The organism is Palleronia aestuarii (genome assembly GCF_003253995.1).
Classification (GTDB): Bacteria; Pseudomonadota; Alphaproteobacteria; order Rhodobacterales; family Rhodobacteraceae; genus Palleronia; species Palleronia aestuarii.
The window spans coordinates 1-24519 of the sequence record NZ_QKZL01000030.1; the positions used below are offsets into that span (position 1 = coordinate 1).

The 24519-nt window shown below is 64.5% G+C and carries 21 protein-coding genes and 2 pseudogenes; 8 read left to right on the forward strand and 15 right to left on the reverse strand.

The window, feature by feature from the left end:
• A pseudogene (locus LX81_RS19015) lies at positions 1 to 220 on the forward strand (IS5/IS1182 family transposase); the annotation flags it as partial.
• A gap of 258 nt (positions 221 to 478) precedes the next feature.
• Here LX81_RS19015 and LX81_RS19020 read toward each other — a convergent pair.
• The 8 genes from LX81_RS19020 to LX81_RS19055 all read right to left on the reverse strand — a co-directional run bounded on the left by LX81_RS19020 (position 479) and on the right by LX81_RS19055 (position 9864).
• Positions 479 to 1687, reverse strand: a complete 1209-nt coding sequence (locus LX81_RS19020) for a phospholipase effector Tle1 domain-containing protein (RefSeq protein ID WP_170134035.1) — start codon at positions 1685 to 1687, stop codon at positions 479 to 481.
• Positions 1688 to 1949: 262 nt separating this feature from the next.
• Positions 1950 to 3047, reverse strand: coding sequence for an autoinducer binding domain-containing protein (locus LX81_RS19025; protein WP_146259483.1), 1098 nt, complete (start codon positions 3045 to 3047; stop codon positions 1950 to 1952).
• 57 nt (positions 3048 to 3104) lie between these two features.
• The gene (locus LX81_RS19030; RefSeq protein ID WP_111538879.1) at positions 3105 to 4487 is read right to left on the reverse strand and encodes a GntP family permease; all 1383 of its coding nucleotides are present in this window, start codon (positions 4485 to 4487) and stop codon (positions 3105 to 3107) included.
• Positions 4488 to 5076: 589 nt separating this feature from the next.
• Positions 5077 to 6363 (reverse strand): TRAP transporter large permease, encoded by a 1287-nt coding sequence (locus LX81_RS19035; RefSeq protein ID WP_111538880.1) that lies wholly within the window; start codon positions 6361 to 6363, stop codon positions 5077 to 5079.
• Positions 6360 to 6953, reverse strand: coding sequence for a TRAP transporter small permease (locus tag LX81_RS19040; RefSeq protein WP_111538881.1), 594 nt, complete (start codon positions 6951 to 6953; stop codon positions 6360 to 6362). The genes LX81_RS19035 and LX81_RS19040 overlap by 4 nt, the downstream gene beginning before the upstream one ends.
• 15 nt (positions 6954 to 6968) lie before the next feature.
• Positions 6969 to 7949 carry a C4-dicarboxylate TRAP transporter substrate-binding protein gene (locus LX81_RS19045; RefSeq protein WP_111538882.1) on the reverse strand — a complete coding sequence of 327 codons (981 nt, stop codon included), beginning with the start codon at positions 7947 to 7949 and terminating at the stop codon, positions 6969 to 6971.
• A complete protein-coding gene (locus LX81_RS19050; RefSeq protein WP_111538883.1) occupies positions 7946 to 9142 on the reverse strand; it encodes an AGE family epimerase/isomerase in 1197 nt (398 codons plus the stop codon). The genes LX81_RS19045 and LX81_RS19050 overlap by 4 nt, the downstream gene beginning before the upstream one ends.
• The gene (locus tag LX81_RS19055; protein ID WP_111538884.1) at positions 9139 to 9864 is read right to left on the reverse strand and encodes a GntR family transcriptional regulator; all 726 of its coding nucleotides are present in this window, start codon (positions 9862 to 9864) and stop codon (positions 9139 to 9141) included. Before LX81_RS19055 ends, LX81_RS19050 begins: the two co-directional genes overlap by 4 nt.
• Positions 9865 to 9983: 119 nt before the next feature.
• Between LX81_RS19055 and uxuA the strand changes: the two genes are divergently transcribed.
• Positions 9984 to 11201, forward strand: coding sequence for a mannonate dehydratase (uxuA, locus tag LX81_RS19060; protein WP_111538885.1), 1218 nt, complete (start codon positions 9984 to 9986; stop codon positions 11199 to 11201).
• A gap of 10 nt (positions 11202 to 11211) precedes the next feature.
• Here the strand turns inward: uxuA and LX81_RS19065 are convergent, their stop codons facing one another.
• The 5 genes from LX81_RS19065 to LX81_RS19085 form a co-directional block, all read right to left on the reverse strand.
• Complete coding sequence (locus LX81_RS19065) at positions 11212 to 12636, reverse strand: mannitol dehydrogenase family protein (protein WP_111538886.1); 1425 nt, start codon at positions 12634 to 12636, stop codon at positions 11212 to 11214.
• Positions 12633 to 14039 carry a glucuronate isomerase gene (gene uxaC / locus LX81_RS19070; protein ID WP_111538887.1) on the reverse strand — a complete coding sequence of 469 codons (1407 nt, stop codon included), beginning with the start codon at positions 14037 to 14039 and terminating at the stop codon, positions 12633 to 12635. The genes LX81_RS19065 and uxaC overlap by 4 nt, the downstream gene beginning before the upstream one ends.
• 462 nt (positions 14040 to 14501) lie before the next feature.
• Complete coding sequence (locus LX81_RS19075) at positions 14502 to 15278, reverse strand: ATP-binding cassette domain-containing protein (RefSeq protein WP_111538888.1); 777 nt, start codon at positions 15276 to 15278, stop codon at positions 14502 to 14504.
• Complete coding sequence (locus LX81_RS19080; protein WP_111538889.1) at positions 15275 to 16339, reverse strand: ABC transporter permease; 1065 nt, start codon at positions 16337 to 16339, stop codon at positions 15275 to 15277. Before LX81_RS19080 ends, LX81_RS19075 begins: the two co-directional genes overlap by 4 nt.
• Before the next feature lie 78 nt (positions 16340 to 16417).
• Entirely contained in the window at positions 16418 to 17434 is a 1017-nt protein-coding gene (locus LX81_RS19085; protein ID WP_111538890.1) for a substrate-binding domain-containing protein, read from the reverse strand.
• A gap of 181 nt (positions 17435 to 17615) precedes the next feature.
• Between LX81_RS19085 and LX81_RS19090 the strand changes: the two genes are divergently transcribed.
• Positions 17616 to 18782 carry an ROK family transcriptional regulator gene (locus tag LX81_RS19090; protein WP_170134036.1) on the forward strand — a complete coding sequence of 389 codons (1167 nt, stop codon included), beginning with the start codon at positions 17616 to 17618 and terminating at the stop codon, positions 18780 to 18782.
• 120 nt (positions 18783 to 18902) lie between these two features.
• Positions 18903 to 19043: a hypothetical protein gene (locus LX81_RS22355; protein ID WP_170134037.1), complete on the forward strand. Its 141-nt coding sequence runs from the start codon at positions 18903 to 18905 to the stop codon at positions 19041 to 19043.
• Positions 19044 to 19255: 212 nt separating this feature from the next.
• On the opposite strand, the pseudogene LX81_RS19100 reads toward LX81_RS22355, so the two are convergent.
• Positions 19256 to 20272, reverse strand: a pseudogene (locus tag LX81_RS19100) (transposase).
• Between the two features lie 220 nt (positions 20273 to 20492).
• Positions 20493 to 20729 (reverse strand): hypothetical protein, encoded by a 237-nt coding sequence (locus LX81_RS19105; protein ID WP_146259484.1) that lies wholly within the window; start codon positions 20727 to 20729, stop codon positions 20493 to 20495.
• An 88-nt stretch (positions 20730 to 20817) separates the two neighbouring features.
• Here LX81_RS19105 and LX81_RS19110 point away from each other — a divergent pair, with 88 nt between their 5' ends.
• The 4 genes from LX81_RS19110 to LX81_RS19125 all read left to right on the forward strand — a co-directional run bounded on the left by LX81_RS19110 (position 20818) and on the right by LX81_RS19125 (position 24515).
• Complete coding sequence (locus tag LX81_RS19110) at positions 20818 to 21576, forward strand: GntR family transcriptional regulator (RefSeq protein WP_111538894.1); 759 nt, start codon at positions 20818 to 20820, stop codon at positions 21574 to 21576.
• 76 nt (positions 21577 to 21652) lie between these two features.
• Positions 21653 to 22327 carry a putative N-acetylmannosamine-6-phosphate 2-epimerase gene (locus LX81_RS19115; protein WP_211322829.1) on the forward strand — a complete coding sequence of 225 codons (675 nt, stop codon included), beginning with the start codon at positions 21653 to 21655 and terminating at the stop codon, positions 22325 to 22327.
• Complete coding sequence (locus LX81_RS19120; protein WP_111538907.1) at positions 22324 to 23196, forward strand: ROK family protein; 873 nt, start codon at positions 22324 to 22326, stop codon at positions 23194 to 23196. Before LX81_RS19115 ends, LX81_RS19120 begins: the two co-directional genes overlap by 4 nt.
• Positions 23193 to 24515, forward strand: coding sequence for an extracellular solute-binding protein (locus LX81_RS19125; RefSeq protein WP_111538896.1), 1323 nt, complete (start codon positions 23193 to 23195; stop codon positions 24513 to 24515). The genes LX81_RS19120 and LX81_RS19125 overlap by 4 nt, the downstream gene beginning before the upstream one ends.
• The last annotated feature ends 4 nt before the right edge of the window (positions 24516 to 24519 follow it).

Consider the following 24519-nt stretch of genomic DNA (forward strand, 5'->3'; position numbering starts at 1 on the left):
CCTGCGCGCCATCAAACGCTTCGGTCGGACGCTCTGGAGAAGGTGGTCCGGCTACCACCGTCGAAGCCGCGTCGAGACCAAGATGAACTGCATGAAGCTCCTCGGTCAGAAGCTCATGTCCCGCGACTTCGACCGCCAGACCGCCGAACTCCAAGTTCGCATCGCCATCCTCAACCGCTTCACCGCCCTCGGCATCCCCGTCACGCAGCCCGTCGGCTGACCTCAAACGAAGAAAGGGGAAGTCCCTCCGTCAGGAGATTTGCGCAACAAGGCCCCATCTACACCATCATTGGCACCTAGACGTTCGCCGCGAAACGTCGCACTGCGCGCAACCGACTAACTCGACTGTGCGCTCTTGCGACAATGGAGCAGGTACCACCGCCAAGGCCGCGTCGAGACGTAGATGCGTTGCGTGAGATTTCAGAGCCCCGTCTCAAGAGCCGGTTGCAACAAGTAGGAACATCGGTCCAGCGGTGATTCAGATCCCCTGCCCTTCATTCAACGTTACCGAGCCAGCATTCGCGTAGAGGCTGGCTAGCTTCTCCTCGATGGCTCTCAGGCTTCGCGGTCGGTACAGTTCTGCCGCTTCGATGCCCGGCCGACCGTAGAACCGCTCGAGGACGCTGGAATGGACAGCATCGCACGAAGTCGGGCCCGTTCTGGGCCTCGGCCTGATCCGCGTGATCCAATCGGCGATCCCGGACGGCGGGATCGAACTGCACCTCAATGGACCGAAGGGATCCCCTTCTCGGACGAGGGCTTCGAGGCGGGACGCATCGAAGGCCAGTCCCGCCGCCTGCGCGCCCTCGACGATCCACCCGAGCGCGATGCTCGAAAGAGCCGTGATGTTCCCGCCGCCCCCGATAGAGCCATGGTCCCCGGCAAAGTATAGCTCTTGGTAGGGGCATGTCCCCGAGGCGCCCGCGGCGGTGTTGAGGTCGGCGATGTTCGTCCAGCAGGTTGGCTCGAAGGCCCGTCGCGTCTCGTCGAGCGCCACGGCATGGCGTGCCGACTTGACCATCCCGGACAACCGGGCGTCGTGGAACTCGTACTTCCGGGCGGTCCAGTTTCCCAGCAACGGAACATCACGCGGGACTCCGAGGGCGCCGACGGAATCCCACACGCCGAGATAGGCGACCCGGAGGAGCGGAACGTCGGGGGCATCGTTGCGCCTGCGCCAGTCCAGTTCGCCCCGGCTCGTCGCCACGCAGGACCGCATCGTCTGCGCCCGGAACTCGTGGCTTTCGTCGCTTCCGGGCGCGAGGTTTTCGCCCCCTTTCGATCGGTAGCGTCGTACGGCGCGCGGAATGAGGGTCAGGTCGTCGCGGCCGATGATGCCCGTGCTGCGAATGAAGCCGGTCAGCGACCTTGCCGTATAGGCTCCGCGCGAGAAGCCAAAGATGAAGATCTCGTCCCCCGGCTCGTAGAGGAAGACGAGCTGCCGGTACGCCTCCACGACGTTCTCCAAGAGCCCCCAGCCGAGCGCCCCGCCGAGGACGCGGTCCGCGAGGCGCGATGCCCCGGTGGCACCCACGCCGGCGCCGACGCCGTTGAGATAGACCGGAACCTGCGTCACGCCCTCGGGGTCGGTCGGAGAGAGGAGCTGCGCCAGCCGCACGACATTGGTCGGCGTGCGGGAGTCGAAGCGGTTCCAGGTCCCGTCGCAGAGTATCGCAATGCGCTTCACGTCAGCCCTCCGTCGCTCGGTCCGTGGAATGCGGCATGCATCCGAACGGTCTGGCCTGCTCCCGCGTGGTCGCGGACCGTACCCAGGATAATCCGAGATCAGGGCCGTTGCCTGAATCGTGTGCCAGTGCAGGATGTCACGGGTCGGCTCGCGTCATCGATCCGCGAGATCGCGACGGACAAATAGCGAGGAGCCCCGTGTTTGCGGGTTCCGTTCGATCCGGTACTCAGCCAACGGCTGGTTCGACGCAGCCGCACCTGGTTCAGGCGGACAGGCGCGCGATCTGTCCGTTCGCGTCGTATTCGCCGATCATGTCCCACCCGGTGATGAGGGGACGCGTGGGAATGACTTCGTCGGGATGGAACATTGCCGCGTCCAGCAAGCCGTAGCGCGCCGCCACAAGGATGGCCTGAAAGATCGATCGGACGCCGAGTTTCTGGATGATGCGGCTTTGGATCAGTTGAGATGTTTGACGACAATCCACCGCGAGAGCTTTCACGGGGTCCTCGCTGAGCGCGACGAGGCGCAGGAAGCCGATCTCCTCGGCCGTGAGCGGATCGACCTCCTTAGCGCCGACCTGGGAGAAGTGGACGAGCGCGTCGCAGGTCGCCTGGGCGACGAGGCGAAGGTCGTCACGGTAGGCGCGATACTGGCGTCTCGCGTAATCGGGTGTCCGGGTCGTGTTGAGGACGACTGCCGCCACGAGTCCGCTCGGGTAGGCGATCTTGAAGATCACCCCGTTGCAGCCGATTCCATGCGCCTCCGCGGCTTCCATGTAGCGCCGCGGAGCCGGCGGCGGCGGGACGAGTTCATCGAGGAAAAGCTCGTGTTCCCGTGACACGATTGTCTTCATCAGGGGGTCGTCTTCGCACAGACGCATCTGGTGATAATCCTGCCACCACGCCGCCGGGAGCGTGGAGATCACGCGACGGGCAAGACACGTGCGTCCTTCGTTCAGCACCACGAGGGAGGCGTCGGAGAAGCCGAATAGCTCTGGAATCTCACCGAACACGGATGCAACCTGGTCGATCGCCATGGCTTCGTCGATCCGGTAGAGGAGCCGCTCGGTGCCATCGTGACGCGTCATCAGCGACCCGCCTTCGGCGATGCGTTCGCGCGCGCGTCGCAGTTCCGCAACCTTTTCGGGATCCAGCTCTCCGCCGGACGCGATGACATCATCAAGAAGGTCGGCGAACCAGTTCATCGCTCTCTCCAAACTGCAAATATTCTCGTCCGGACAGGACCCCCCCAAAAGACACAGAAATAACAAATATGTCGTAAAAATGGATCGATTGTTTGAGGCCGGGTCTCGACGGGGTTCGAAGTCAGAAGATCGCGGCGAGGCAACGGCAGAGAGCACCCTTGAACACCCATCGCGACGAGTGCCGCTTCTCCTCCACGGATCGACGGCGACCCGTCAGACCATCAGAACGGATGCGGTCAGGACCACTGCCACGGTAAGCGAGAACGGGATGAGAACCGCGACCACGAAGATATCGCCGTAGCTCTGCCTATGGGTCAGCCCGGTGATGGCAAGCAACGTTATGACCGCGCCGTTGTGGGGCAGCGCGTCGAACCCGCCCGAGGACAGCGCCACGACCCGGTGCATGATTTCCGGGTCGATCCCGGCCGACTGCGCCTGCTCCATGAAGCGGTCGCCCAAGGTCTCGAGCGCAATGGACATGCCGCCCGACGCGGATCCGGTGATGCCTGCCAAAACGTTGGTGGCGACAGCGGACGAGATCAGGGGGTTCGACGACAATCCCAGAACCGCGTCGCGCACCACCGCGAACGCCGGAAGCGAGGCGATGACCGCGCCGTAGCCGACCTCGGAGGCGGTGTTGAAGACCGGTAAAAGCGAGCCCATCGTGCCCTTGTTGTAGCTCTCGAGCAGGTCCGCGAACCGCTTCCAGTTCAGTGCGGTGCAGAGCAGTATCGAGATCACAAGCGATGCGATGATGGCCCAGATACCTCTGACGTCGTCGATGCTCGCCCCGCCGTATCGCTCCTCGGAGAGATAGCCCGTGTCCATCGCGGGGATGACCAAATAGGTGAAGACCGCGTTCAGCAGAATGACCGTCACCACGGGCAGCATCGCGATCAGGAAGGACGGCGCGGCGGCATCGAGCTCGTTCGCATCGGCGTCCGTCGGCGGGTGCTCTCCGTATCCTTCTCCGTTGGCATTGGCCGCGGCCCGGCGCCGGTTCAGCCACAATGTCCCGCCGACCAGCATTCCGAGGCCAGCCAGCGTTCCGTAGATGGGGGCGGCGAAGGGCGTCGTTCCGAAATAGGGCATCGGAATCGCGTTCTGGATCGCGGGCGTACCGGGAAAGGCGGTCATGGTGAAGGTGAACGACCCAAGCGCGAGGGCCGCGGGCAGCAACCGCTTCGGCGTATCGGATTTCATGAACAGCGCGTTCGCGATGGGATAGACCGCGAAGGCCACAACGAACAGGGACACGCCGCCATACGTCAGCACGCCGCACGCGGCCACGACCGCAGCGATGGACTGCGACGCCCCCATCTTCTCGGTGAACCACTCGGCGATCACCCTTGCCGAACCCGAATCCGCCATCAGCTTTCCGAAGATCGCGCCGAGGAGGAACAGCGGAAAGAACTGCAGAAGATAATTGCCAAGCGCAGGCATGAAGACCTGCGTGTAGGTTGCAAGTATCGGCAACCCTCCGGCGAACAATGTGGCCAACAGCGCCATGACCGGCGCCAGGATAAGGACGTTGATCCCGCGATATGCCAGAAACATCAGCAGGCCCAACGACAGGAATATTCCGATAAGCCCCATGTGCCCTTTCCCATCGCGGAGCGCCGTTCAGGGCCCCCGACCCTGAGGGGTAAACACCGGCCGATCTCGGGTCAACTGACTGCCCTCGCCGCCTGTTCGTGGATGACGATAACGCTATCAGGAGGGCGTGCCGTCCTCGTTCGAAACTTAGGAATAGGCCGGCAGATCGGCCTTCCTTGGTTTCAGGAGGCGGTTCTCCGCATTACTACTGCCGCTCCTGTCGACACCGTCCCGTACCCAGCTTCGCGATCGACCTCTTTGACCGCCCCGCCCGACCGGCGACACTCCGCCGTGATCGTTGCGTGGGACCGGGCGGCCGCACCGGCGCACGACAGGATACGTCCCGCAAAATCCCCCCGATCATCCCAATGGCCGGGCATCGTTTGCGCAGTGAAGAATGATCAGAATGGTCAAGGGCGCGCAAAAACGGCGTATCGTGGAACCGAACGGAAATTTTCTGCATAGGCCACCTGAGGCGGTTCGCCGGACCAGATCACGGGAGGGATCATGGCGACGCGCGCGAGCTCTCAGGCTTTGCCCATGACACTGTCCTGGGGCGCCCTCGAACTCGCGCGATCGGCGCTGCACCTTACATGACGAGGGCAGGCAGGAAGAGCACCAGGTTCGGGAACAGGATCATCGCGCCGACGACGAGCATGACGGCGCAGGCGAAGGGGATCAGGCGGAGCGAGTAGCCGACATACGAAGCGTTGAGGATGCCGCAGACCGTGAACATTGACACGCCGACCGGCGGGGTCATGCCGCCGAACGTGACAAGGGTCATCATGATGAGCCCGAAATGCACCGGATCGATACCGGCAGCGGTGATGACCGGCACGAGGATCGGCGTCAGCAGCATGACGAGCACCGTCGCCTCGATCAGCATCCCGAGCCCGAGCAGGAAACCGGAGATCGCGAACAGGAGCACGGTGGGGCTCTCGACCGCGCTGAGCGAGAATTCCGTGATGGTCTGCGGCACGCGCTCGAAGGTGATGACGAAGCCGAATACTCCCGAAAACAGGATGATGAGCATGATCATCCCGATATCGCGCGCACTCTCCAGCAGCGCGTCGTAGAGACTGCGGAACGTGAGCTCCCGGTAGATGAGCCCGCCCACGATCAGGGCATAGAGCACGGCGAAGGCCCCGGCTTCGGACGGGGTGAAGAAGCCGAAGCGGATCCCCACCAGAAGCCAGATCGGAAAGATCACGGCCCAGAAGCTGCGGTAGAGGCCGCGGCCGACTTCCGAAAGCGACGGGAAGTCCGTCCGGGAGGGTTTGTAGTCGCGCTGGACGGAGATACCCCAGGTGGTCGCCATCAGGGCAATGGTTAGAAGAACCCCCGGCACGATCCCCGCGATGAAAAGCCGGCCGATCGAGACCTCGCCCAGATACCCGTAGAGGATCAGGCCGAGCGAGGGCGGCAGCGTCGCGGTGATCAGTCCGCCCACGGAGAGAAGGGCGCCGGTGAAGCCCGGATCGTACCCCTCATCGGTCATCGGCTTGCCGAGAACGCGCGCCTGCATTGCCGCATCGGCGACGGCCGAACCCGAGATGCCGCCCATGAGCGCCGAGAGGATCAGCGTCGATTGCGCCAGTCCACCGCGCATCCAGCCCGCGAGCGTCATCGCAAGATCGATGAGCCGGGGCGTGATGCCGGCCCGGTTCATCAGGTTTCCGAGCAGGATGAAGAGCGGCACCGCGAGGAGCGGAAAGGACTGGCTGGCCGCGACGATGCGCTGGACCGCGGTGCTGTCGGGCAACACCGTCGTGGGCAGCAGAAAAAAGGCCGTCCCGCTGATCCCGATCGCGAAGGCGACCGGCATGCCGAGGAAGATCAGCATGAGCGCGGCACAAAGGATCAGGGCGGAGGTCATAATGGGGACTCGTGATGATGGTCTTCCGGCTCGAGGGTCGCATCGAGGCCGAATCTCGCGATGCGTCGCGAGATCGAGACGAGAAAGAGAAGCGCGCCCACCGGCAACGCGAGGGTGATCATTCCGTAGCTCAGCCCGGTCGCGCCGAGCTGTCGCTGCCAGTTGCCTGTTGCCAGGTCGAACCCGTCCCAGGCCAGGAAGAGCAGGAACGGAACGATGAGAACGAGGTGCAGCGCGGTCAAGATCTTGCGTCCGACCGAGGGTAGCGCGTCCGCGATCACGGAGACACGGATGTGCTCGCCCTTCCTGAGACAGATGTCTGCGCCCAAGACGATCGCCCAGATCAGGAACAGAAGCGCGAGCTGCGGTGCCGACCGGACCGGTGTTCCCATCGAACGACCGATCGCCGCGACGAGGACGGTTAGGACCGTGACGGACAGGAACAAGATGGTCAAAATTGTCACGATGCGGTCGTAGACCGACCAGAAAAGGGTGACGGACCGGCGCCACCCGGACCCGTCGGAGGTGGACCGGTCCTCGGACCGGTCCGGATCCTGGCGTATGCCGTGATCTCCGCTTTGCTCAGACATCGCGGCACATCCTTCCTATTCCGAAGCGCTGGGGAGATAGGGCTGCAGCGCGTCGCGCGCCTCGGTCAGCCCGACCTCGTCATAGACACCGAGTGTCGCCTCGCGGAACGGGGCAATATCGACCTCGTTGAATTCCACACCGGCCTCCTCCATGCGGCCCTGCACCGCCTCGAGCGCCGCGACCGTGTTCTCCGTGGCTTCCTCGCCGGCAGCGTCGAGTTCCTCGTCGATGATCGTGCGGATGTCCTCGGGCAGGCCCTCCCACCATTGCTCCGACGTCACGAGACCCGTGAAGAGCTGGATGTGGTTGGTGAAGGCCACGTTGGTCGTGACTTCTTGGAGATTGATCCCTTCGGCACCGGTCAGCTGCGCCTCGGCCGCGTCGATCGAGCCGAGCTGGAGGGCGGAATAGACGTCGGCCCAGGGCAAGGGGACCGCCGTCGCGCCCATGGCATTGACCGTCGCGACCCAGATCGGTGCGTCGATGGTCCGCATCCGGATACCCTGAAGATCGTCGGGCGTCTCGATCATTTGCTGGGTGAAGGATTGCCGCGTACCCTGGAACCAGTTGTAGTTGAGGAGGCGAAGGCTCGAACTCTCGGCCAGCTCCTCCACCCATTCCTCGTAGACGGGCGAGGAGGTGATCTCCGCATATTCGGTGTAGTCGTTCACGAGGTAAGGTGCCGACAGGATCCCGAGTTCGGCCTGGAAGGGCGCGAGGCGTCCGGCATCGACAAGAACGGCGAGCGGTGCGCCGTTGCGGATCTGTTCGAGAACGTCGTTGTCCTCGCCGAGCTGCGAGCTGGGATAGACGGTCACGTCCACGGCGCCATCCGTACGCTCCTCGATCCGTTCCTCTGCCGCGAGCATGGCCTGCGTCAGCGGGTCCGACGTCGGCTGCGACGTCGACAGGCCGAGCGTGTAATCCTGCGCGGATACGGACCCCGCAGCCAGAAGCAGTGCCCCGGTCAGGGCCGTTGAAGACAGTCTGGTCATCGTGAAAATTCCTCCCTACGGATGATTGTACTTGGTGTATCGGTCTTGGCCAACGGCCAGAGACCGGCACGCGCGCCTTCTGTCACGAAGAGCGCGACATGATAGATGAGCCGGCTGAGCGCGACGGGTTGTAATGGCCGCCCTTGCCCATCGAGCTGATTGGACCAGCACGGCGCGGAGCCTGCCTGGAAGAAGCGGTCGAAAACGGTCCGCTCGAGCGCCAGCGCCATCTCTGCCGCCTGCGCCTCGCCCTGCGCGAGGTGGCGCCAGGCATAGTATTTTCCGGCCTCGGTCGCGGGCCAGAGCAGGTGGGACGGCTCCCGAACGGTGCCATCGGCATCGAGCGCATCGAAGGGTGCGCCTTTCAGCGGGCCCGAACGACCCAACCCATGACGTTCGACAAAGCCGATCATTCGGTCGCCGAGCTCGCGCACCTCTTCGTTGCCACCGAGATCGGCGTACCGATGGAGCAGCCAGGCCCATTCATACTGGTGTCCCGGCTCGCGGAGGGTTCCGTCAGGTCCCGGCAGGGGATGCAGGTCCGGACCGACCCATTCCCGCACCGCGCCTGTCTCCCGATCGATCAGATAGTCGCGCGCTACCGCGACGTAGCGCGTGGCGCGTTCCATCCAGACCGCATCGCGGGTGATCTCGAAGGCCTGCAGCACTGCCTCGAGCATGTGCATCTGCGGGTTCTGACCGCGGCGCGCGCCGGAACCGGCGCCGTTACGGGCCATTTTGTCGTCTTCCCACAAGGCGCCAGTCTCGGGATCGGTCAGCGTCTCGACGAAGGACCAGAGGCTCTCGATCCGGCCCGCAGGTATGAGGTCCGGCGCCGCCTTCGTGAGCGTCACAAGGGCGAGAAGGACGAAACTATGGTCGTAGGCACGCCGCATTTCACCGTCCGCCGCGACGGACATGCGATATCCGCCCTCCGGATGGCGCAGATGCGCGTCCAGAAAGCGCCAGGCCCCCACGGCGGCGTCCAGCAGGCGTGGATCGCCCGTTGCCAGATGGAGATGGGCAAGCGCGAAGGCGCACCGCGCCTGCGTCAGGGTCGTCCGTAAGGCGTCCGAGTCCGGACGGCCCTCGGCATCCACCCACTCCGCCAACCCGCCGTGATGCGGATCCGTAACCACGCGGAGCCATGCCGGCACGAAGCCGGTGGCGAAAGAGGCGGCCGCGGGAATCAAACCGCTGCTCGCAAATTGACGAAATAGCCGGAATGGCTATCGATCAGCTCCGGCAGATCGTCGAGCATTTGCCTGAGATGGGTACGCATGGCCGCATCGGCTGCGGTGCTGTCCTGCCGACGGATCGCATCGACGATCGCGCCGTGCTGCTCGATCAGGAGGCGGCGCGGAAGTTCCCGCGCGGAAAGATGGCGCAGCCGGTCCATCTGTGTCTTCAGCGGCTGTAGGATTTGCCAGGCCGCGGCCTGGCCCGCCGATTGCGCCAGGTGAAAATGGAACGCCTCGTCTAGGGCCATGAAGGGCATCGGATCGGGATTGTCGATCTGGCGGCGCTGCTCCTGAAGAAGCCGCGCGCATTCCTCCAGCATGGCGTCGCTGCGTTCGGTCGTCAGGTTACGCACGACCTCGACCTCGACGGCCTCCCGCACGAAACGGCCAGACATGACGGCATTGAGCTCGATGCGGCTGACGAAAGTGCCGCGCTGGGGCAGAATGTCGATCAATCCCTCTTCCGCGAGGCGCGCGCAGGCGTCGCTCACCGGTTGCCTGCTCACGCCGAAGCGGGTGGCGATCTCGGTGCGGAGGATGCGCGAGCCCGGCGCAAGCTCGCCCCGGATGATCTGCACGCGCATGAGGTTGCAAAGCTGAGGGCCGACCGCCTGACGCGGGTCGATCCGGTCCGCCTTCGGCGTTCCGCGCGATGCCACGTTCGGATCCATCATCGTGCCCGTCCTCCCCGTTCCACTCTATGCCAGCTAACATGCTAGTCAATACAATTCCTCTTCCGCTCGCCGTCGCGGTCGCCCATAATCCGGCAAAGGGCATCAGAGGGAGATAGGCGATGCGGCAGACGTGGCGTTGGTTCGGGCCGAAGGATCAGGTAAGCCCCGCGGACATGACCCAGGCTGGAGTCGAAGGCGTCGTCTCCGCATTGCACCACATACCCACTGGCACCGCCTGGAGCGGGGAAGAGATCGCTCAACGCCAGGCCGAGATCGCCCGGCACCCCGACGGGCGCGAAACAGGCCTCGCCTGGGAGGTGGTCGAGAGCATCCCGGTCTCGGAAGACATCAAGCGGCAGAGCGGCGAATGGCGCAGCCATATCACGGCGTGGCAGGAGAGCTTGCGCAACCTCGCCGCCGCCGGGATCGAGACGGTGTGCTACAATTTCATGCCCGTGCTCGACTGGACGCGGACCGATCTCGCCTGGCCGCGGCCGAGCGGCGCGACCTGCATGCGGTTCGACCTGATCGACTTCGCGGCCTTCGACATCCATATCCTGGCCCGACCGGGAGCCGCCGAGAGCTTTCCGGAAGACGTCGCCGAGGCAGCCGCCGTCCGCGCGGCCGAGATCGATGACGACCGCAAGGCGGCGCTCGCCCGCAATGTTGTCTTCGGCCTGCCCGGTGCCGCGGAAACCTTCACGATGAAGGACGTGAAGGCCCATCTCGAAGCGTATTCCGCGATTTCCGAAGAGATGCTCCGCGGGCATCTCGTGGATTTCCTCGCCGAAGTCGCTCCGGTTGCCGAAGAACTGGGTATGCGGCTCTGCTGTCATCCCGACGATCCGCCTTTCCCGCTTCTGGGTCTGCCCCGCGTCGTCTCGACCGAAGCCGATTATCGCGCGATGGTCGAAGCCGTGGACGTTCCCGCCAACGGCATCACGCTCTGCTCGGGCTCGCTCGGAGCGAGGGCCGACAACGACTTGCCGGGCATGATGGACCGGTTGGGCGACCGCGTGCATTTCCTGCATCTGCGCAACGTGACGCGAGATGCCGATACACTGCCGTGCTCGTTCTACGAGGCCGAGCATCTGGGCGGGGGCACCGACATGGTCGCGCTCGTGGCCGCGGCGCTGCGAGAGGAGACGCGCCGCCGCGCAGCCGGCCGCGCCGATCACCAGATCCCGTTCCGCCCCGATCACGGGCAGAACATCCTCGACGATCATGGCAGGAACGCGCAGCCCGGCTATCCCGCGATCGGGCGATTGCGCGGCCTTGCGGAACTGCGCGGCGTGATCGCCGCGCTGAGCCACGAGCGTCTGGGCCAGTCCGCCTGAGGCGGCGCGATCAGCCGGTGGCCGCCTCGGCGGCGGCCTCGGCCCCCTGGGAGCGCAGCCGGCCAAGCGCCAGCGTCAGACCCTCCACCACCTCCGGGCGGGCCGCGAAGGCGGGCTCAAAAATTTCCTCCAGGGCGAGATAGCGCCGCACAACGTCCTCCTCGGAGGGCGATCCTTCCCAGCATGCGCGCAGACGATCGGCCAGCGGATCCTTCACCTCGATCGCTTCACCGTCGAGACCGGTGCCGGAGGTGAACTGCATCCAGGCAGCGATCGCGAGAAGGAGGCCGTCCGGGGCGCGGCCCGCATCGAGGCATTCGCGCACCGTGTCCAGGATCCGCTGCGGCAGTTTCTGCGAGCCGTCCATGGCGATCTGCCAGGTCCGGTGACGGATCGCGGGATTGGCGAAACGCTCGAGGAGCGTATCCGTGTATTGCGACAGGTCGACCCCGGGCGGCGCCGTCAGGACGGGCGTGATTTCCTGCGCCCAAAGATGCCGGACATAGCCAGCAAGCGCCGGACGCGCGACCGCATCGGCCATCGTCTCGGCCCCCGCGAGATAACCCAGATAGGCGAGCGAAGAATGCGCGCCGTTCAGGCACCGCAGCTTCATGTGTTCGTAGGGCGCGACATCCGCGACCATCTCCGCCCCCACGGCGCCGAAATCCGGCCGCGGAGCGCAGAAACTGTCTTCCACGACCCATTGCCGGAAGGGCTCGTGCTTCACCGGCGCCGCGTCCCGGTACCCGGTCAGCACCGCGACGTCGTCGACATCGCCCTCGGCCAGGGCCGGAACGATGCGGTCGACCATCGTCGAGGGGAAGGATACCTCGGCGGCGATCCAGTCGCGCAGGTCCGCGTCGATCTCCGCCGCGAGATCAAGCACCACGCCGCGCAGCAACTCGCCGTTCGACGGGATGTTGTCGCAACTCATTACGGTGAAGGGCGGGCGTCCCGCCTTGCGCCGCACATCGAGCGCACGGGTGATGAAGCCCGGCGCGGAGGCCGGTCGGTCCGGCTCCGCCAGATCCTGCGCGATGTCGGGATGGTCGCGGTTCAACCGTCCCGTCGCGGGGACGTGGCAATAGCCCTTCTCGGTCACCGTCAGCGTCACCAACTGCGCGGTTTCCAGCGCCGCGAAGAGCGCCTCCGGCGCCTCCGGTGCCACGATCACGTCGGACAGGATCTGCACGTGGCGCGGCGTCTCGCCTTCGGGGCCGAGTTCCACGGTGGTGTAGGTCCAGTCCTGCGGTCGGAGCGCGTCGCGGGTGCTAGGCGATTTGAGACTGACCCCCACGATGCCCCAATCGCCGCCGCCCTCGCGTACGGCCTCCTCGACGAAGAGCGCTCCAAAGGCGCGCCAGAAAGCGCCGAGCCCGAAATGCACGATGCCGGGCGCCGGAGCAGGACGGGTCCGTTTCAGTTGTTCGCTCATATCCCGTAGGCCTTCTTCACGAGGTCGGTCGTCAGCTCTCCCGCCATCTCGTACGCCTCGTCCATGCGAATGCGGCCATCTGCGACGAGACTCGCGAGCCAGGCGCAATCGACCCGCCTGGAGACGTCGTGACGCGCCGGGATCGAGCAGAACGCCCGCGTGTCGTCGTTGAAGCCGGCGGTGTTGTAGATCCCGGCCGTCTCCCCGGTCATCTGGCGGAAACGCATGATCCCCTCCGGACTGTCGAAGAACCACCACGGCGGGCCCAGGATGAGCGACGGATAGACGCCGGCCAGGGGCGCGAGTTCTCGCGAGAACGTGGTCTCGTCGAGGGTGAAGACGATCATCTTCAGCCCCGGCTCCAGCCCGACCGCGTCGAGCATCGGGCGGAGTGCATGGACGAATTCTGTCCGTACAGGGATGTCGAACCCCATGTCCCGCCCGTGAAGACGCCGGATCTCGTCGGAATGGTTGCGGTGAGAGCCGACATGCATCTGCATGGTCATGCCGTCCTCGACGCTCATCCGGGCCATCTCGGTCAGCATCTGGCCCCGGAACGCATCGGCCTCCTCGGCGCTCGCATCGTTCGCGAGACAGGTCCGAAAGAGCCGTTCGGCCACGTCGGGGTCGAGATTCTCGGTACGGGCCGTGGGATGACCGTGATCTGTCGCGGTGGCGCCGCGTTCGCGAAAATACGCGCGGCGCCTGCGATGTGCCTCGAGATAGCCGTCCCACGAGCCGGTATCGCAATCGGTGATCTCGCCCAACTGCGCGACGTTCTCGCCGAACGCGCCGTGTTCGGGATCGACCGCGGCGTCGGGACGATAGGTCGGAACGACCCGCCCGCCGAGGCCCGCCTCGCGGATCCGGTCATGGTGGGAGAGATCGTCGAGCGCGCTGTCGGTGGTTGCCAGGAACTCGATGCCGAAGCGGTCGAAGAGCGCGCGGGGGCGATACTCGGGCTCGGAAAGCCGCGCCGCGACCTGATCGTAGATCTCGTCAGCCGTGTCCGCGCCGAGCGGCGCCGCGACGCCGAAGACCTCGGCCAGGGCATGGTCGATCCAGAGCCGCGTGGGGGTCCCCCGAAACAGGTGATAATGCTCCGCGAAGCGACGCCAGATCGTCCGGGGATCCTGCTCCACCGGGGCGCCATCCGCACGCGGAACGCCCAGATCGGCAAGCGCCACACCCTGCGAGACCAGCATCCTGAAGATGTAGTGATCCGGCACCACGAAGAGGTGGGCGGGATCGGAAAACGCCGCATTCTCGGAGAACCACGCCGGGTCGCAATGACCGTGCGGGCTCAGGATCGGGCGGTTCGCGATCGTGGCGAACAGCTCGCGCGCGATCTCTCGCGTGCGGGCGTCGGGCGGGAACAATCTGTCCGGGTCGAGTTCTGGCATGGGTCCGTACATCTCCTCCGTCAATGACGCCCCTGTTACGGCTAGCATGTCAGTTCTGGCATGTCGATGTCGAGCAGTTACCGTGGCCGGGGGGATCGTGCGTTCAGCCGATTGGTCTAAGCCGGTTGGCCAATAACCAACGGAGATGCAGCCTAAGCATGACGTTTAGTTCGGCCACCGCCAATCGGTGACGATCGTTGCTCGTGCCGTAATGCTGCACTTTCGCTGCGCCGTAGGACGGTCCGACGGTGGAAAGTTGACGTGAGAAGGTGCTTACGACGCAAGCCTGAGCTTCCGCGCGGAAGTCTGTGCGACCACCTTGCTGCTGCCTGAAGCCTTGGGTCCGGCGACGAGGAAAACGCCGCCGATCCTTATTAGCCCAACTTCCCGCGCGGTCCGCTAAGTACCTCGAGGCCGCCTTGCCAGATACCTAGAGTCCCTCGTCGCGGCATTACCTTAGGGTCAGGCGGCCCGTGGCTCGTCGGGCTCCTTCGCACCCGTCATGAAGGCCACGGCATCCGACATGCTGTACTTCTTCGGATCGATCACGCAGAGGCGCCGGCCAAGACGGTGAACGTGGATCCGGTCGGCCAGCTCGAAGACATGGGGCATGTTGTGACTGATCAGGATGATCGGAATGCCCCTCTTCTTGACGTCCTGGATGAGTTCTAGCACACGCCGGCTCTCCTTGACGCCGAGGGCCGCCGTCGGCTCGTCGAGAATGATGACCTTCGATCCGAAGGCCGCCGCACGCGCCACCGCGACGCCCTGCCTTTGCCCACCTGACAAGGTTTCGACGGGCTGCGAGATGTTCTGGATGGTCATCAGCCCCAGGTCCGACAGCTTCTGTCGGGCAAAGTCCTCCATCGCGGCGCGGTCGAGTTGGCGCAGGTACTTGCCCATGAACCCCTTCTTCCGGATCTCCCGGCCCATGAACATGTTGTCGGTGATCGACAGCGCGGGCGACATGGCCAGCGTCTGGTAAACGGTCTCGATCCCGGCCACGCGCCCGTCATTGGGCGAAGTGAACTGGACCTGTCTGCCCTCGATGTAGATTTCGCCCTCATCGGCCGTGACAGCCCCCGACAACGCCTTGATCAGAGTCGATTTTCCTGCACCGTTGTCGCCGATCACGGCGAGAATCTCGCCCGGATAGAGCTCGAAATCGCAATGATCCAGAGCCGTTACCTTGCCATAGCGTTTGGTCAGGTTTTTTGCGGAGAGAACTGGCTCGGTCATGCCGACACCTTTCTGATCCATTGGTCAACTGCGACGGCGACGATGATCAGGACGCCGATGAAGAAGTAAGTCCATTGCGCGTCCGCTCCCAGGAGCCGCAGCCCCAGAGAGAACACTCCGACGATCAGCGCCCCGAAGAGTGCCCCAAGGATCGAACCGCGTCCGCCGAAAAGGGAGATGCCGCCGATGACCACCGCGGTAATGGATTCGATGTTGGCCTCGTAGGCCGAGGTCGGAGAGACCGACCCTAGCCGTCCGATCAGCGCCCAGCCGGCGAACCCGCAGATCAGCCCGCCCAGCATGTAGACGGACATCAGCGTTCGGTGAACGTTGACGCCCGACAGCGCCGCGGCGTCGGCATCGTCGCCGATCGCATAGACGTGCCGGCCCCAGGCGGTGTTCTTGAGCGCCCAGGCAAGGCACAGCATCAGCAGGATCATGAATACGACACCGATGGTGAAGACCGCGCCGAAAATCTCGAAACGCGTGCCCATGAACTGCAGGATTGGGGCGCTGGCCTCGATTTCCTGGGACCGGATCGTCTCGTTGCGCGAGTAGAGGTAATTCGACGCGAGGATGATCTGCCACGTCCCCAGCGTGACGATGAAGGGCGGCAGTTTCATCTTGCTGACGAGAAGACCGTTCAGCGCACCGCAGAGCGTTCCGAAAGCCAGACCGCAGATCACGGATATGGACGGCGGAATTCCATAGCGAAAGGCGAATTGGCCCATCACCACGGAGGAAATGACGGTGATCGCACCGACCGACAGGTCGATCCCGGCCGTCAAAATGATCAGCGACTGGGCCGCGGCGACGATGCCGACGATCTGGACCTGCTGCAGGATCAGGGTCAGGGCGAAGGGAGAGAAGAAGCGTGACCCAAGCAGCAGACCGAACACGACGATCGAGACCAGAAGCACGATCAGCGGCACGAGCGCGGGATTGCCGTGCAAGAGGTCGTGGACCTTGTGAAGCAGGCCCTTTCCCCCGCTTTCGAAGGCCGCGAAACTCTCCTCTCGTCGCGTCTTGACGACATCCTCGTAGGAATCATCATGGCTCATGCGCCGTCCCTCCCCTGACAGGCGTTTCCGCCGGGGCGTAGCCGCCCCGGCATTCTCAAACTCGGTCGGATTCCAGGGTTAGCCCCAGCACCGCTCCATTCCCTCGTCCACCGTTATCGACTCGACCCCATCGACCGGCTCGTCCGTCACCAGTTCGACCCCGGTATCGAAGAAGTCCTTGCCCTCGGTCGGCTGCGGCAGCGTTCCGTCCTGCGCATATTGATGGATCGCCTCGATCCCGAGAGCGGCCATGTCCAACGGGTATTGCTGGGCCGTTGCCCCGATCACGCCGTCGCGGATGTTCTGGACGCCGGGACAACCGCCATCGACGGAGACGATCAGGGTGTCGTCGGCCCGGCCGAGCGAGTCGAGCGCCTCATAGGCGCCAGCGGCGGCAGGCTCGTTGATCGTGTAGACGACATTGATATTCGGGTCCTGCGCCAACAGGTTCTCCATGGCGCGGCGCCCACCCTCCTCGTTGCCTTGGGTCACGTCGTGGCCGACGATACGGGGATCATCCTCGTCGCCGTAGCGATTGGGGTCGCCGATATCGATCCCGAAGCCCTGCATGAAGCCCTGGTCTCGCAGCACGCCCACGGTCGGCTGGCTGACATTGAGGTCGAGGAACGCGATGCGGGCGTTCTCGGCCTCGTCGTCGAGCTTGGCCGCGGCCCACTGGCCGATCAGCTCGCCGGCGCGGAAGTTGTCCGTGGCGAACGTGGCATCGGCCGCATCCGCGGGGCTCAGCGGCGTATCCAGCGCGATCACGATGGCACCGGCTTGCTGTGCCTGTTCGACCGACGACACGATCGATGAGGTGTCGGACGCGAGCAGAAGAATTCCGCTGGCACCGGCGGCGATGCACGTCTCGATGGCCTGGGCCTGGGTCTCGTGATCGCCATCGTATTGCCCAGCGAAATTCATGAGCTCGATGCCCAGTTCGTCCGCCTTCTCCTGTGCGCCCTCGCGCATCTTCACGAAGAACGGGTTGGTGTCCGTCTTGGTGATGAGGCAGGCTGTGGTCTGATCCTGCGCGATCGCCGCGCCACCGGACACGGCAAGCGCCACGGCCAAGATTGCCGTCGTGTTTTTCATGATGTCTCCTCCCGAATTTCTCGCTTTCGGCTTCGACAGGGCGGGCCCGTCGAATTGCTGAAAACGGCCGACTCCTCCAGCCGCTGGAAGCAGAATGGACCGCCGGAAAAACGATCGTCAAGGACTTTCTAAACTTGCTTTAAAAATTACCGGTGGCAACATGGACGGGGGAGGGGGTGACATGGATGATGTGTTGCAAGGCGTCGTCGCTGCCGTGCAGGAGCGGAGTGCGAACGAACGGGCGATCCTGAACCTCCTTCGACAGGGAGGGCCAACATCGGCGGCGGAAATCGCGCGTCGGATGGACCTGTCGGTACAATCGGCCTCGGTCATAACCCGCAAGCTCGAGACGGAGGGCCTGGTCCTGCGGGGGGCGCCCGTACGGGGGAAGAAGATCGGCAAGCCGTCGAGACCGATCAGCCTCGATCCGAATGGGGCGCTGTCTGTCGGATTGAGGATCGGGAGGCGGCGATCCGACCTGGTTCTCATCGATTTCGAAGGCCGGGTGCTCGATCAGCGCACGGTCACGTATGCCTATCCCACGCCAGACGCATGCCTCGATCTGGCTCGGACGGGATTGGTGGAGTTCAGGGAGGGTCTACCTGAAGGCCTGCGAAACCGGATCGCCGGGATCGGGGTCGGAATGCCCTTCGATCTCTGGAACTGGCTGGATCTTCTGGGCGCGCCCCGGGCGGAAATGCGGGCATGGCGCGACTTTCCGGCCGAGGACGCGTTCACCGAGGCCATCGGCCTGCCTGCGTATGTCGGCAATGACGGCTCTCTGGCGTGCCACGGCGAGCACCTCTTCGGGGCGGCGCGGGACCTGCCGGATTTCGGCTACATCTACGTCGGCGCCTTTCTCGGGGGAGGCATCGTCATCGACGGCCGGCTCTATCTCGGAACGCGCGGAAATGCCGGAGCCTTGGCGTCGCTTCCTGTCGCTGGCGCGGGAGGCGTCATGACGCAGATGGTGGAATTCGCATCGATCTATAGCCTCGAACGTCGTCTGGAAGCGCGTAGTCCCGGGAAGGGTGCGACGCTCCTGAACCAAGAAAACTGGACGGGCTTCGAGGAACTGGAAGCGGGCTGGATAGAAGAGACGGCTCACCAGATCGCCTCGGCCAGCATGACCCTCGTTGCCGTCCTGGATATTCCGAGCGTCGTCATAGACGGAAGCTTCCCACCCGAGGTACGCCAGAAACTGATCTCGCGGGTCGAAGCCCTCGTTGCAATCCGCGATACAAGGGGAATCCACCGCCCGCAGATCGTCGCAGGCACACTGGGCACGACTGCTTGCGCCCTCGGCGCAGGCTACCGGCCGATCGTTGCCCGATACCTCATAGAATGACGGAGCCTTGAACCGGCAACTTTTAATCCGGATTTGGTGGTACAGCACCCCCGGGACGGGAAGCGAAGGATGGGCAAGGGAACCAAGCGGCCCTCTACGTTGGAGTTTACGGAGCAGGCTGTGGTACGGCTTTCGGCGCCGGACGCGACGCAGGCGGGCGTGGTCGAGGAATTGGACGTGACGCCGACGCAGTTGAAGACTCGGCGGCTCGGGCAGGAGGCTGCCGGCTCGGCGGAGGGGGCCGAGCTATCCGATCTGTAGCATGAGGACTGCCGGCTGAAGGAAGAGTTGGAAATAAGCCGCTAGAACGCCAATGGTCCAAGTGCCATTGGCGAACGATTTTGTCGCGTAGTGGTCGGCGAAATCATAAGCACGCTGCTGAGGAATTGAGGTTAGAGGGATGCTTTTCCTCCCATCACGTTTGGAGGCAGGTTTCCTGCGACTGCGGTCCTCGGGTCCGAAGACGTTCTGCGTCAGACCGCCAGTAGTTCCGGCAACCTCGCAAGGTTACAGGCCGCCATGGTCATCGTGAACTGCGCGCGGATCTTGTCGACGCTGCGGTGAACGGTCTGCGCCATGCCGCCGACGGTTTTGGCCCAGCCAAAAGGTTCCTCGATCTTCTTCCGCCTCCGCTGGGACAATGCATAGCCGTGATGGTGCCTGGTTCGTTCGTCGATGGCGGAATGCCGGGCCTTTCGCGCGACGTGAGGCGTCACGACCATGCGTCTGAACTCGGCTATGAAGTCGGTGCTGTCATGCCCCTTGTCCGCCCCGAGCGTCAGGCGCCGGGTCGAGCCCGGAGAGTGCCGGTCGATCATCTCGAGCGCTGCCTTGCGCTCGCCATGGCCGTTGGCGTGGGTTAGTTCCGCCTGCACGACCAGCCCGTTTCTGTTTTCCGCCAGCGCATGCCCCATGAAGCACAGCGTCGCGCCCGCACCCGGCGCCTTATTGTAAAGGCAGGCACCGCGGTCCGTGACCGGGGCATGGGTCGCATTCAGACGCTTCTCGCCCTGGAAGTTCATCTCGGCATTGCGGGTCTGACGGAGCGTATCGGGCATCGGTTGGGTCTTGGTCTGCCGGGCTGGTCGGAGTCTGCGGAGATCTCGCCAACAAGCGATGACGCCCCGCCCGGGGTGTCATCGCCCTATAGCACCGAGTTGACCTCCGGGTGCGCCAAAATCGCGGCCATCACCTTGCGCGACATCTTGGTCGTCAGCAGCCGGGCGCGGTTCTTGGTGAACACCGTCGACCTTCGGCCCGAAGCTTCGCTCGTTTAGGGCTGACGCCCTTCACCACAGGCCGGATCGTCAATGCCGAGGCCGACAAACCACCGGACCAACAGGTTGCAGTTCAGCTGCTCCATCAGTTGTCGCTCGAAGCGCACCGAACTCTGCATCGAGGCCTGCCAGCGCGTCATTCACGATCCGGAGGATCAGGCGCAGAGGATGTTCCGCAGAGGCGCGCTCCTCAAGATCGACATAGCTGACCATCGAACCGCTCGCATCGTCACTGCCGTCGCCGTCGCGCCAAGAGTGAATCAGATTCCAAAAACTACTTCAGGACCAGCCTTTTCAGCAGCCTGACCGATCCGAGAAATGTATTTCGCAGTACGGATCTACGGCGTCATCGCGTGTCTTCGCGAGGCGCAGCATTTAACCGGTTCCGACGCCCAATGCCACCGGCCGACACCAAGCTATCGGGCGATCAAGACTACGCCAGGCCCGGCATTTTGCTGAAGTTCAGGACAATGGTCTCCAATGCCGCTTCGTGGTCACCGATTTCATCGGCCTCTACGGCCCGGCCAATCGAAGCTCGCGGGCAATGCTCAAAGTGCAGATTTTGTTCATTCGTTCGGTGGTCATGATCGCATGTTTTCGCCAGCCAGTCCCAAGAGCCCGACGGGTCGCTCTCCCACCAGGAATGCCGCTTTGCCGCGGCGACGAGCATACCGCGGGGCTCCTGACAGCTTCGTTTCCGCCAGACCGCGTCCATCCTCCGCCTTTCCTTCTAAGCTGCGTCGCATAGGATTGGTCTCATGACCGATACGCCGAATGCAGACCATCTTGCCGTGATCTCGGACCACCTGGCACATCAGGCCGACGATCTTCCGCGCTGGCAATCGCTTCGTGATGCCTTGTCCGACGCGATCGTATCGGGCTCCCTCCGCCCTGATGCGCGCCTTCCGAGCGAGCGGGCGCTTGCGGACGGCCTCGGCCTCTCGCGTGTCACCGTGCGGCGGGCGATCGAGGAACTGGTACGATCGCGGCATCTTGCGCGACGGCACGGTGCGCGGACGACCGTCGCCCGGCGCGTCGAGAAGACACTGTCTCGGCTCTCGGGGTTTTCGGAGGATATAATGAGCCGTGGTATGCGTCCCGGTCTGCGCTGGCTCTCCCGCGACGTCGCGCTGCCTACGCCGACGGAGGTCATGTCGATGGGCATTGCCCCGGACGAACCGATCATTAGGCTTCGCCGCGTTCGCCTCGCAGACGGAGAGCCCATTGCGCTCGAATGTGCAACGGTCCCGCAGGCGCTGTTGCGCGACCCGGTCTTCGAAGGCGAATCCCTTTATGCCGCGCTCGAGGCGCTCGGCGTTCGTCCCGTGACCGGGACGCAGCGCATCCGGGCGGGCGTGATGTCGCGATCGGAGGCAGAGTTGCTCGCGTCGAGCCCAGGCGATGCCCTCCTGATCGTCGAGCGCCGATGCCTTGCGAGCGACGGACGGCCGGTGGAGTTCACCGAGACCCGGTATTCCGGCGAAAGGTACGATTTCGTGACCGAGCTTACACTCTGACAGGTATTGGTACGAAACCACTTTAATACCAGTAGGCATCATGGTTGCATCCATTCGTACAGGAAGGGACAGCCAGATGCTCGATCGTCTCAGGGGTGGCCTCATCGCTTCGTGCCAGCCCGTGGCCGGCGGGCCGATGGACGAGCCTCGCATCGTCGCCGCGATGGCCCGCGCGGCCCTCGATGGCGGTGCCATTGCGCTCAGGATCGAGGGGATCGCGAACCTGCGCGCCGTACGCGCGGTCGTGGAGGCGCCCATCATCGGGCTCGTCAAGCGCGACCTTGCGGATAGTCCCGTCCGGATCACGCCGACCCGCGCGGATGTTGCAGACCTGATTACGTCCGGTGCCGATATCGTGGCAATCGACGCGACCGATCGCCCACGACCGGAAAGCCTCGAGGCGCTGCTTTCCGCGATCCGGTCCGGCGGTGCGCTCGCGATGGCCGACTGCGCCGACGCGGCCGACGGGGATCGCGCTGCGGCGCTCGAATTCGACATCCTGGGTTCGACCCTGTCGGGATATAGCGGCGGACCGGTACCGGCGGATCCGGACCTGGGGCTTGTGTCGAGCCTTGCGCGACATCGAGCGCTCACGATCGCGGAAGGACGCTATCACAGGCCCGAACAGGCCAGGGCCGCCATTGCCGCCGGCGCGGACGCGGTCGTGGTCGGCTCCGCCATGACCCGTCTGGAGCACATCGCGGAATGGTTTTCGACCGCGATCGCGGCGGAGGCGCGGGTCACCGCATGACTGCGCTCGCCATCGACATAGGCGGCACGAAGATCCTCGTCGCGCTGGTGAAAGACGGCCACGTGCAGGACTGGACCCGCGGACCGACCGATTTCTCGGGTGGTCCTGCCGATTGGCTCGATACCGCAGCGCATCTCGCCAAGCCCTGGCAGGGGCAATATCGAACCCTTGGCATTGCGGTCACCGGACGTGTGGACAGATCCGGATCCTGGAGCGCGCTCAATGCCGGGACGCTCGGCATCCCGCCGAACACGCCCCTTCGTGACATGGCCCAAGACCGTTTTCCCCACCCGGTCGCTCTCGCCAACGACGCGCAGGCCGCGGCCTGGGGGGAGTATTTCGGCAATGCGGAGGCGGATCGGGTGCGAGACATGGTCTTTCTCACGATCTCTACCGGGATCGGCGGCGGGATCGTGGCGAATGGCCGGCTCCGGACGGGCCGTAGCGGCCTGGCCGGGCATTTCGGGCAGATCTGGTCGGACGGCCAACCGTTCGAGGCGCGCGCGGCGGGACGCTGGCTGGCGGAGGAAGCGGATCGCACCGGCCATCGGACGGATGCCGAGGGCGTCTTCGCCGCCGCGGAGATGGGTGAGGACTGGGCGGTCGCGCTGCGCGGACAGGCCGTGGCCCGGATTGCCCGTTTGACGGCCGATATCCAGATGACACTCGATCCCGACCGGATCGTCCTCGGCGGCGGGATCGGCCTTGCACCGGGATTCCTCGCGGCCGTGGAAGAGGCACAGCGCCATCTGGCCCGCGATCTGCGGCCGATGCTCGTGGCGGCACGCTTGGGAGCGTTCGCGGGGGTCGTCGGAATTGCCGATCTAGCAGAACGAACAAATGCATTGCAGACGGAGACGACATCATGACCATCAGACAGACCATGATCGGGATTGCCGGTCTCACTGCCCTTTGCGCCGGAAGCGTAAACGCGGAGGTCACCGTCCTCGGATGGCCTGGCGGCCCGGAGGAGGAGGCGCTGCGCGTCGTTGCGGAAATCTACAATGCCCGTCCGGAGGTCGCGGAGGAGGATCGCGTCGATCTGCTCTTCTTTGGCCGTGACGGTTTCTTCGATAAACTGCAGGCCGATCTCGCCGCGGGATCCGATGCCTTCGACGTGAACCTCCTCGCGACCTATTCGATCGGACGTTATGCCCCCTACATGGAACCGGTCGAACTCTCGGATCAGGCGGAGGACGTCTTCGGCGAGACGGTACTCTCCACGATGCGGTTCGAGGATACGCAATACGGCGTCCCGACCGACCTTTCGATGCACTTCCTGTTCTACCGGCAGGACCTGATCGACGCACTTCTCGCCGACGACACGGCGCGTGAGACCTATGCCACCATCTCGGAGGAGTACCTGGGGGAGGCGATGGAGCCGGTGGCCCCGGACGAGATGACCTGGCGCGATTTCGCAGCCACGGCGCTTTATTTCACGGCGGCGGTCAATCCCGACAGCCCGGTCCGCTATGGCACCGTGCTGCAGATGAAGAACCTCCTCTTCAACATCATGGTGTTCCAGTCCCTGCCCCGCGCCTATGGCGGCGACTGGATGGATGACGAAGGAAACATCACCGTAGATTCAGACGCGTATCGGGAGGGGCTCGAACTCTACAAGCTGCTCTACGATGCGGGCGCAACGCCGCCGGATTCCCTGAGTTACGAATTTCCCGAGGCCAATGCTGCCTTCACCTCCGGACAGGTCGCTATGATGGTGCAATGGAGCGGTGCCGCGGGCGCGCTCCTCGATACGGATGCCGCGCCGGTGACCGCGGAGGCTACGCGCTCCGTCGCGCCGCCCGCAGGGCCCGAGGGGCGGTTCACGCATATCCACGGGCTCGGTCTCGGACTGAACGCGAACGCGCAAAACCCCGAAGGCGCGAAAGCGTTTCTCGAATGGCTCTCGACCGAGGAAGCGGCAGTCGAATATGCCCGCGCGGGCGGAGCACCCGGCCTGACGGGGACCGCTATCGAGGCGGTCGCGGAGGAGCGGCCCGACCTCGTTCCGCTCGGTGAATATGCGTCCGATTACGGCTATGTCATGACCGGCGCGACCGGGGCGAACGCCCTGTCGGTCTACGAACTGCAGGCTCGGGAATTCACCGGTTACTGGGGCGGCTCCCAAGACCTCGATGCGACCCTGTCGGCCACCGCGGACGGCATGGCCGACCTCCTGAAGGATTGAACGG

Bases quoted from the DNA above. Each gene is read 5' to 3' on its own strand.
- uxuA (WP_111538885.1), top strand. From the start codon at position 9,984: ATGCGGCAGACGTGGCGTTGGTTCGGGCCGAAGGATCAGGTAAGCCCC.
- LX81_RS19075 (WP_111538888.1), bottom strand. From the start codon at position 15,278: ATGACCGAGCCAGTTCTCTCCGCAAAAAACCTGACCAAACGCTATGGC.
- LX81_RS19085 (WP_111538890.1), bottom strand. From the start codon at position 17,434: ATGAAAAACACGACGGCAATCTTGGCCGTGGCGCTTGCCGTGTCCGGT.
- LX81_RS19055 (WP_111538884.1), bottom strand. From the start codon at position 9,864: ATGATGGATCCGAACGTGGCATCGCGCGGAACGCCGAAGGCGGACCGG.
- LX81_RS19080 (WP_111538889.1), bottom strand. From the start codon at position 16,339: ATGAGCCATGATGATTCCTACGAGGATGTCGTCAAGACGCGACGAGAG.
- LX81_RS19035 (WP_111538880.1), bottom strand. From the start codon at position 6,363: ATGACCTCCGCCCTGATCCTTTGTGCCGCGCTCATGCTGATCTTCCTC.
- LX81_RS19040 (WP_111538881.1), bottom strand. From the start codon at position 6,953: ATGTCTGAGCAAAGCGGAGATCACGGCATACGCCAGGATCCGGACCGG.
- LX81_RS19110 (WP_111538894.1), top strand. From the start codon at position 20,818: ATGACCGATACGCCGAATGCAGACCATCTTGCCGTGATCTCGGACCAC.
- LX81_RS19120 (WP_111538907.1), top strand. From the start codon at position 22,324: ATGACTGCGCTCGCCATCGACATAGGCGGCACGAAGATCCTCGTCGCG.
- uxaC (WP_111538887.1), bottom strand. From the start codon at position 14,039: ATGCCAGAACTCGACCCGGACAGATTGTTCCCGCCCGACGCCCGCACG.
- LX81_RS19125 (WP_111538896.1), top strand. From the start codon at position 23,193: ATGACCATCAGACAGACCATGATCGGGATTGCCGGTCTCACTGCCCTT.
- LX81_RS19045 (WP_111538882.1), bottom strand. From the start codon at position 7,949: ATGACCAGACTGTCTTCAACGGCCCTGACCGGGGCACTGCTTCTGGCT.
- LX81_RS19105 (WP_146259484.1), bottom strand. From the start codon at position 20,729: ATGCTCGTCGCCGCGGCAAAGCGGCATTCCTGGTGGGAGAGCGACCCG.
- LX81_RS19065 (WP_111538886.1), bottom strand. From the start codon at position 12,636: ATGAGCGAACAACTGAAACGGACCCGTCCTGCTCCGGCGCCCGGCATC.
- LX81_RS19030 (WP_111538879.1), bottom strand. From the start codon at position 4,487: ATGGGGCTTATCGGAATATTCCTGTCGTTGGGCCTGCTGATGTTTCTG.
- LX81_RS19115 (WP_211322829.1), top strand. From the start codon at position 21,653: ATGCTCGATCGTCTCAGGGGTGGCCTCATCGCTTCGTGCCAGCCCGTG.
- LX81_RS19090 (WP_170134036.1), top strand. From the start codon at position 17,616: ATGGATGATGTGTTGCAAGGCGTCGTCGCTGCCGTGCAGGAGCGGAGT.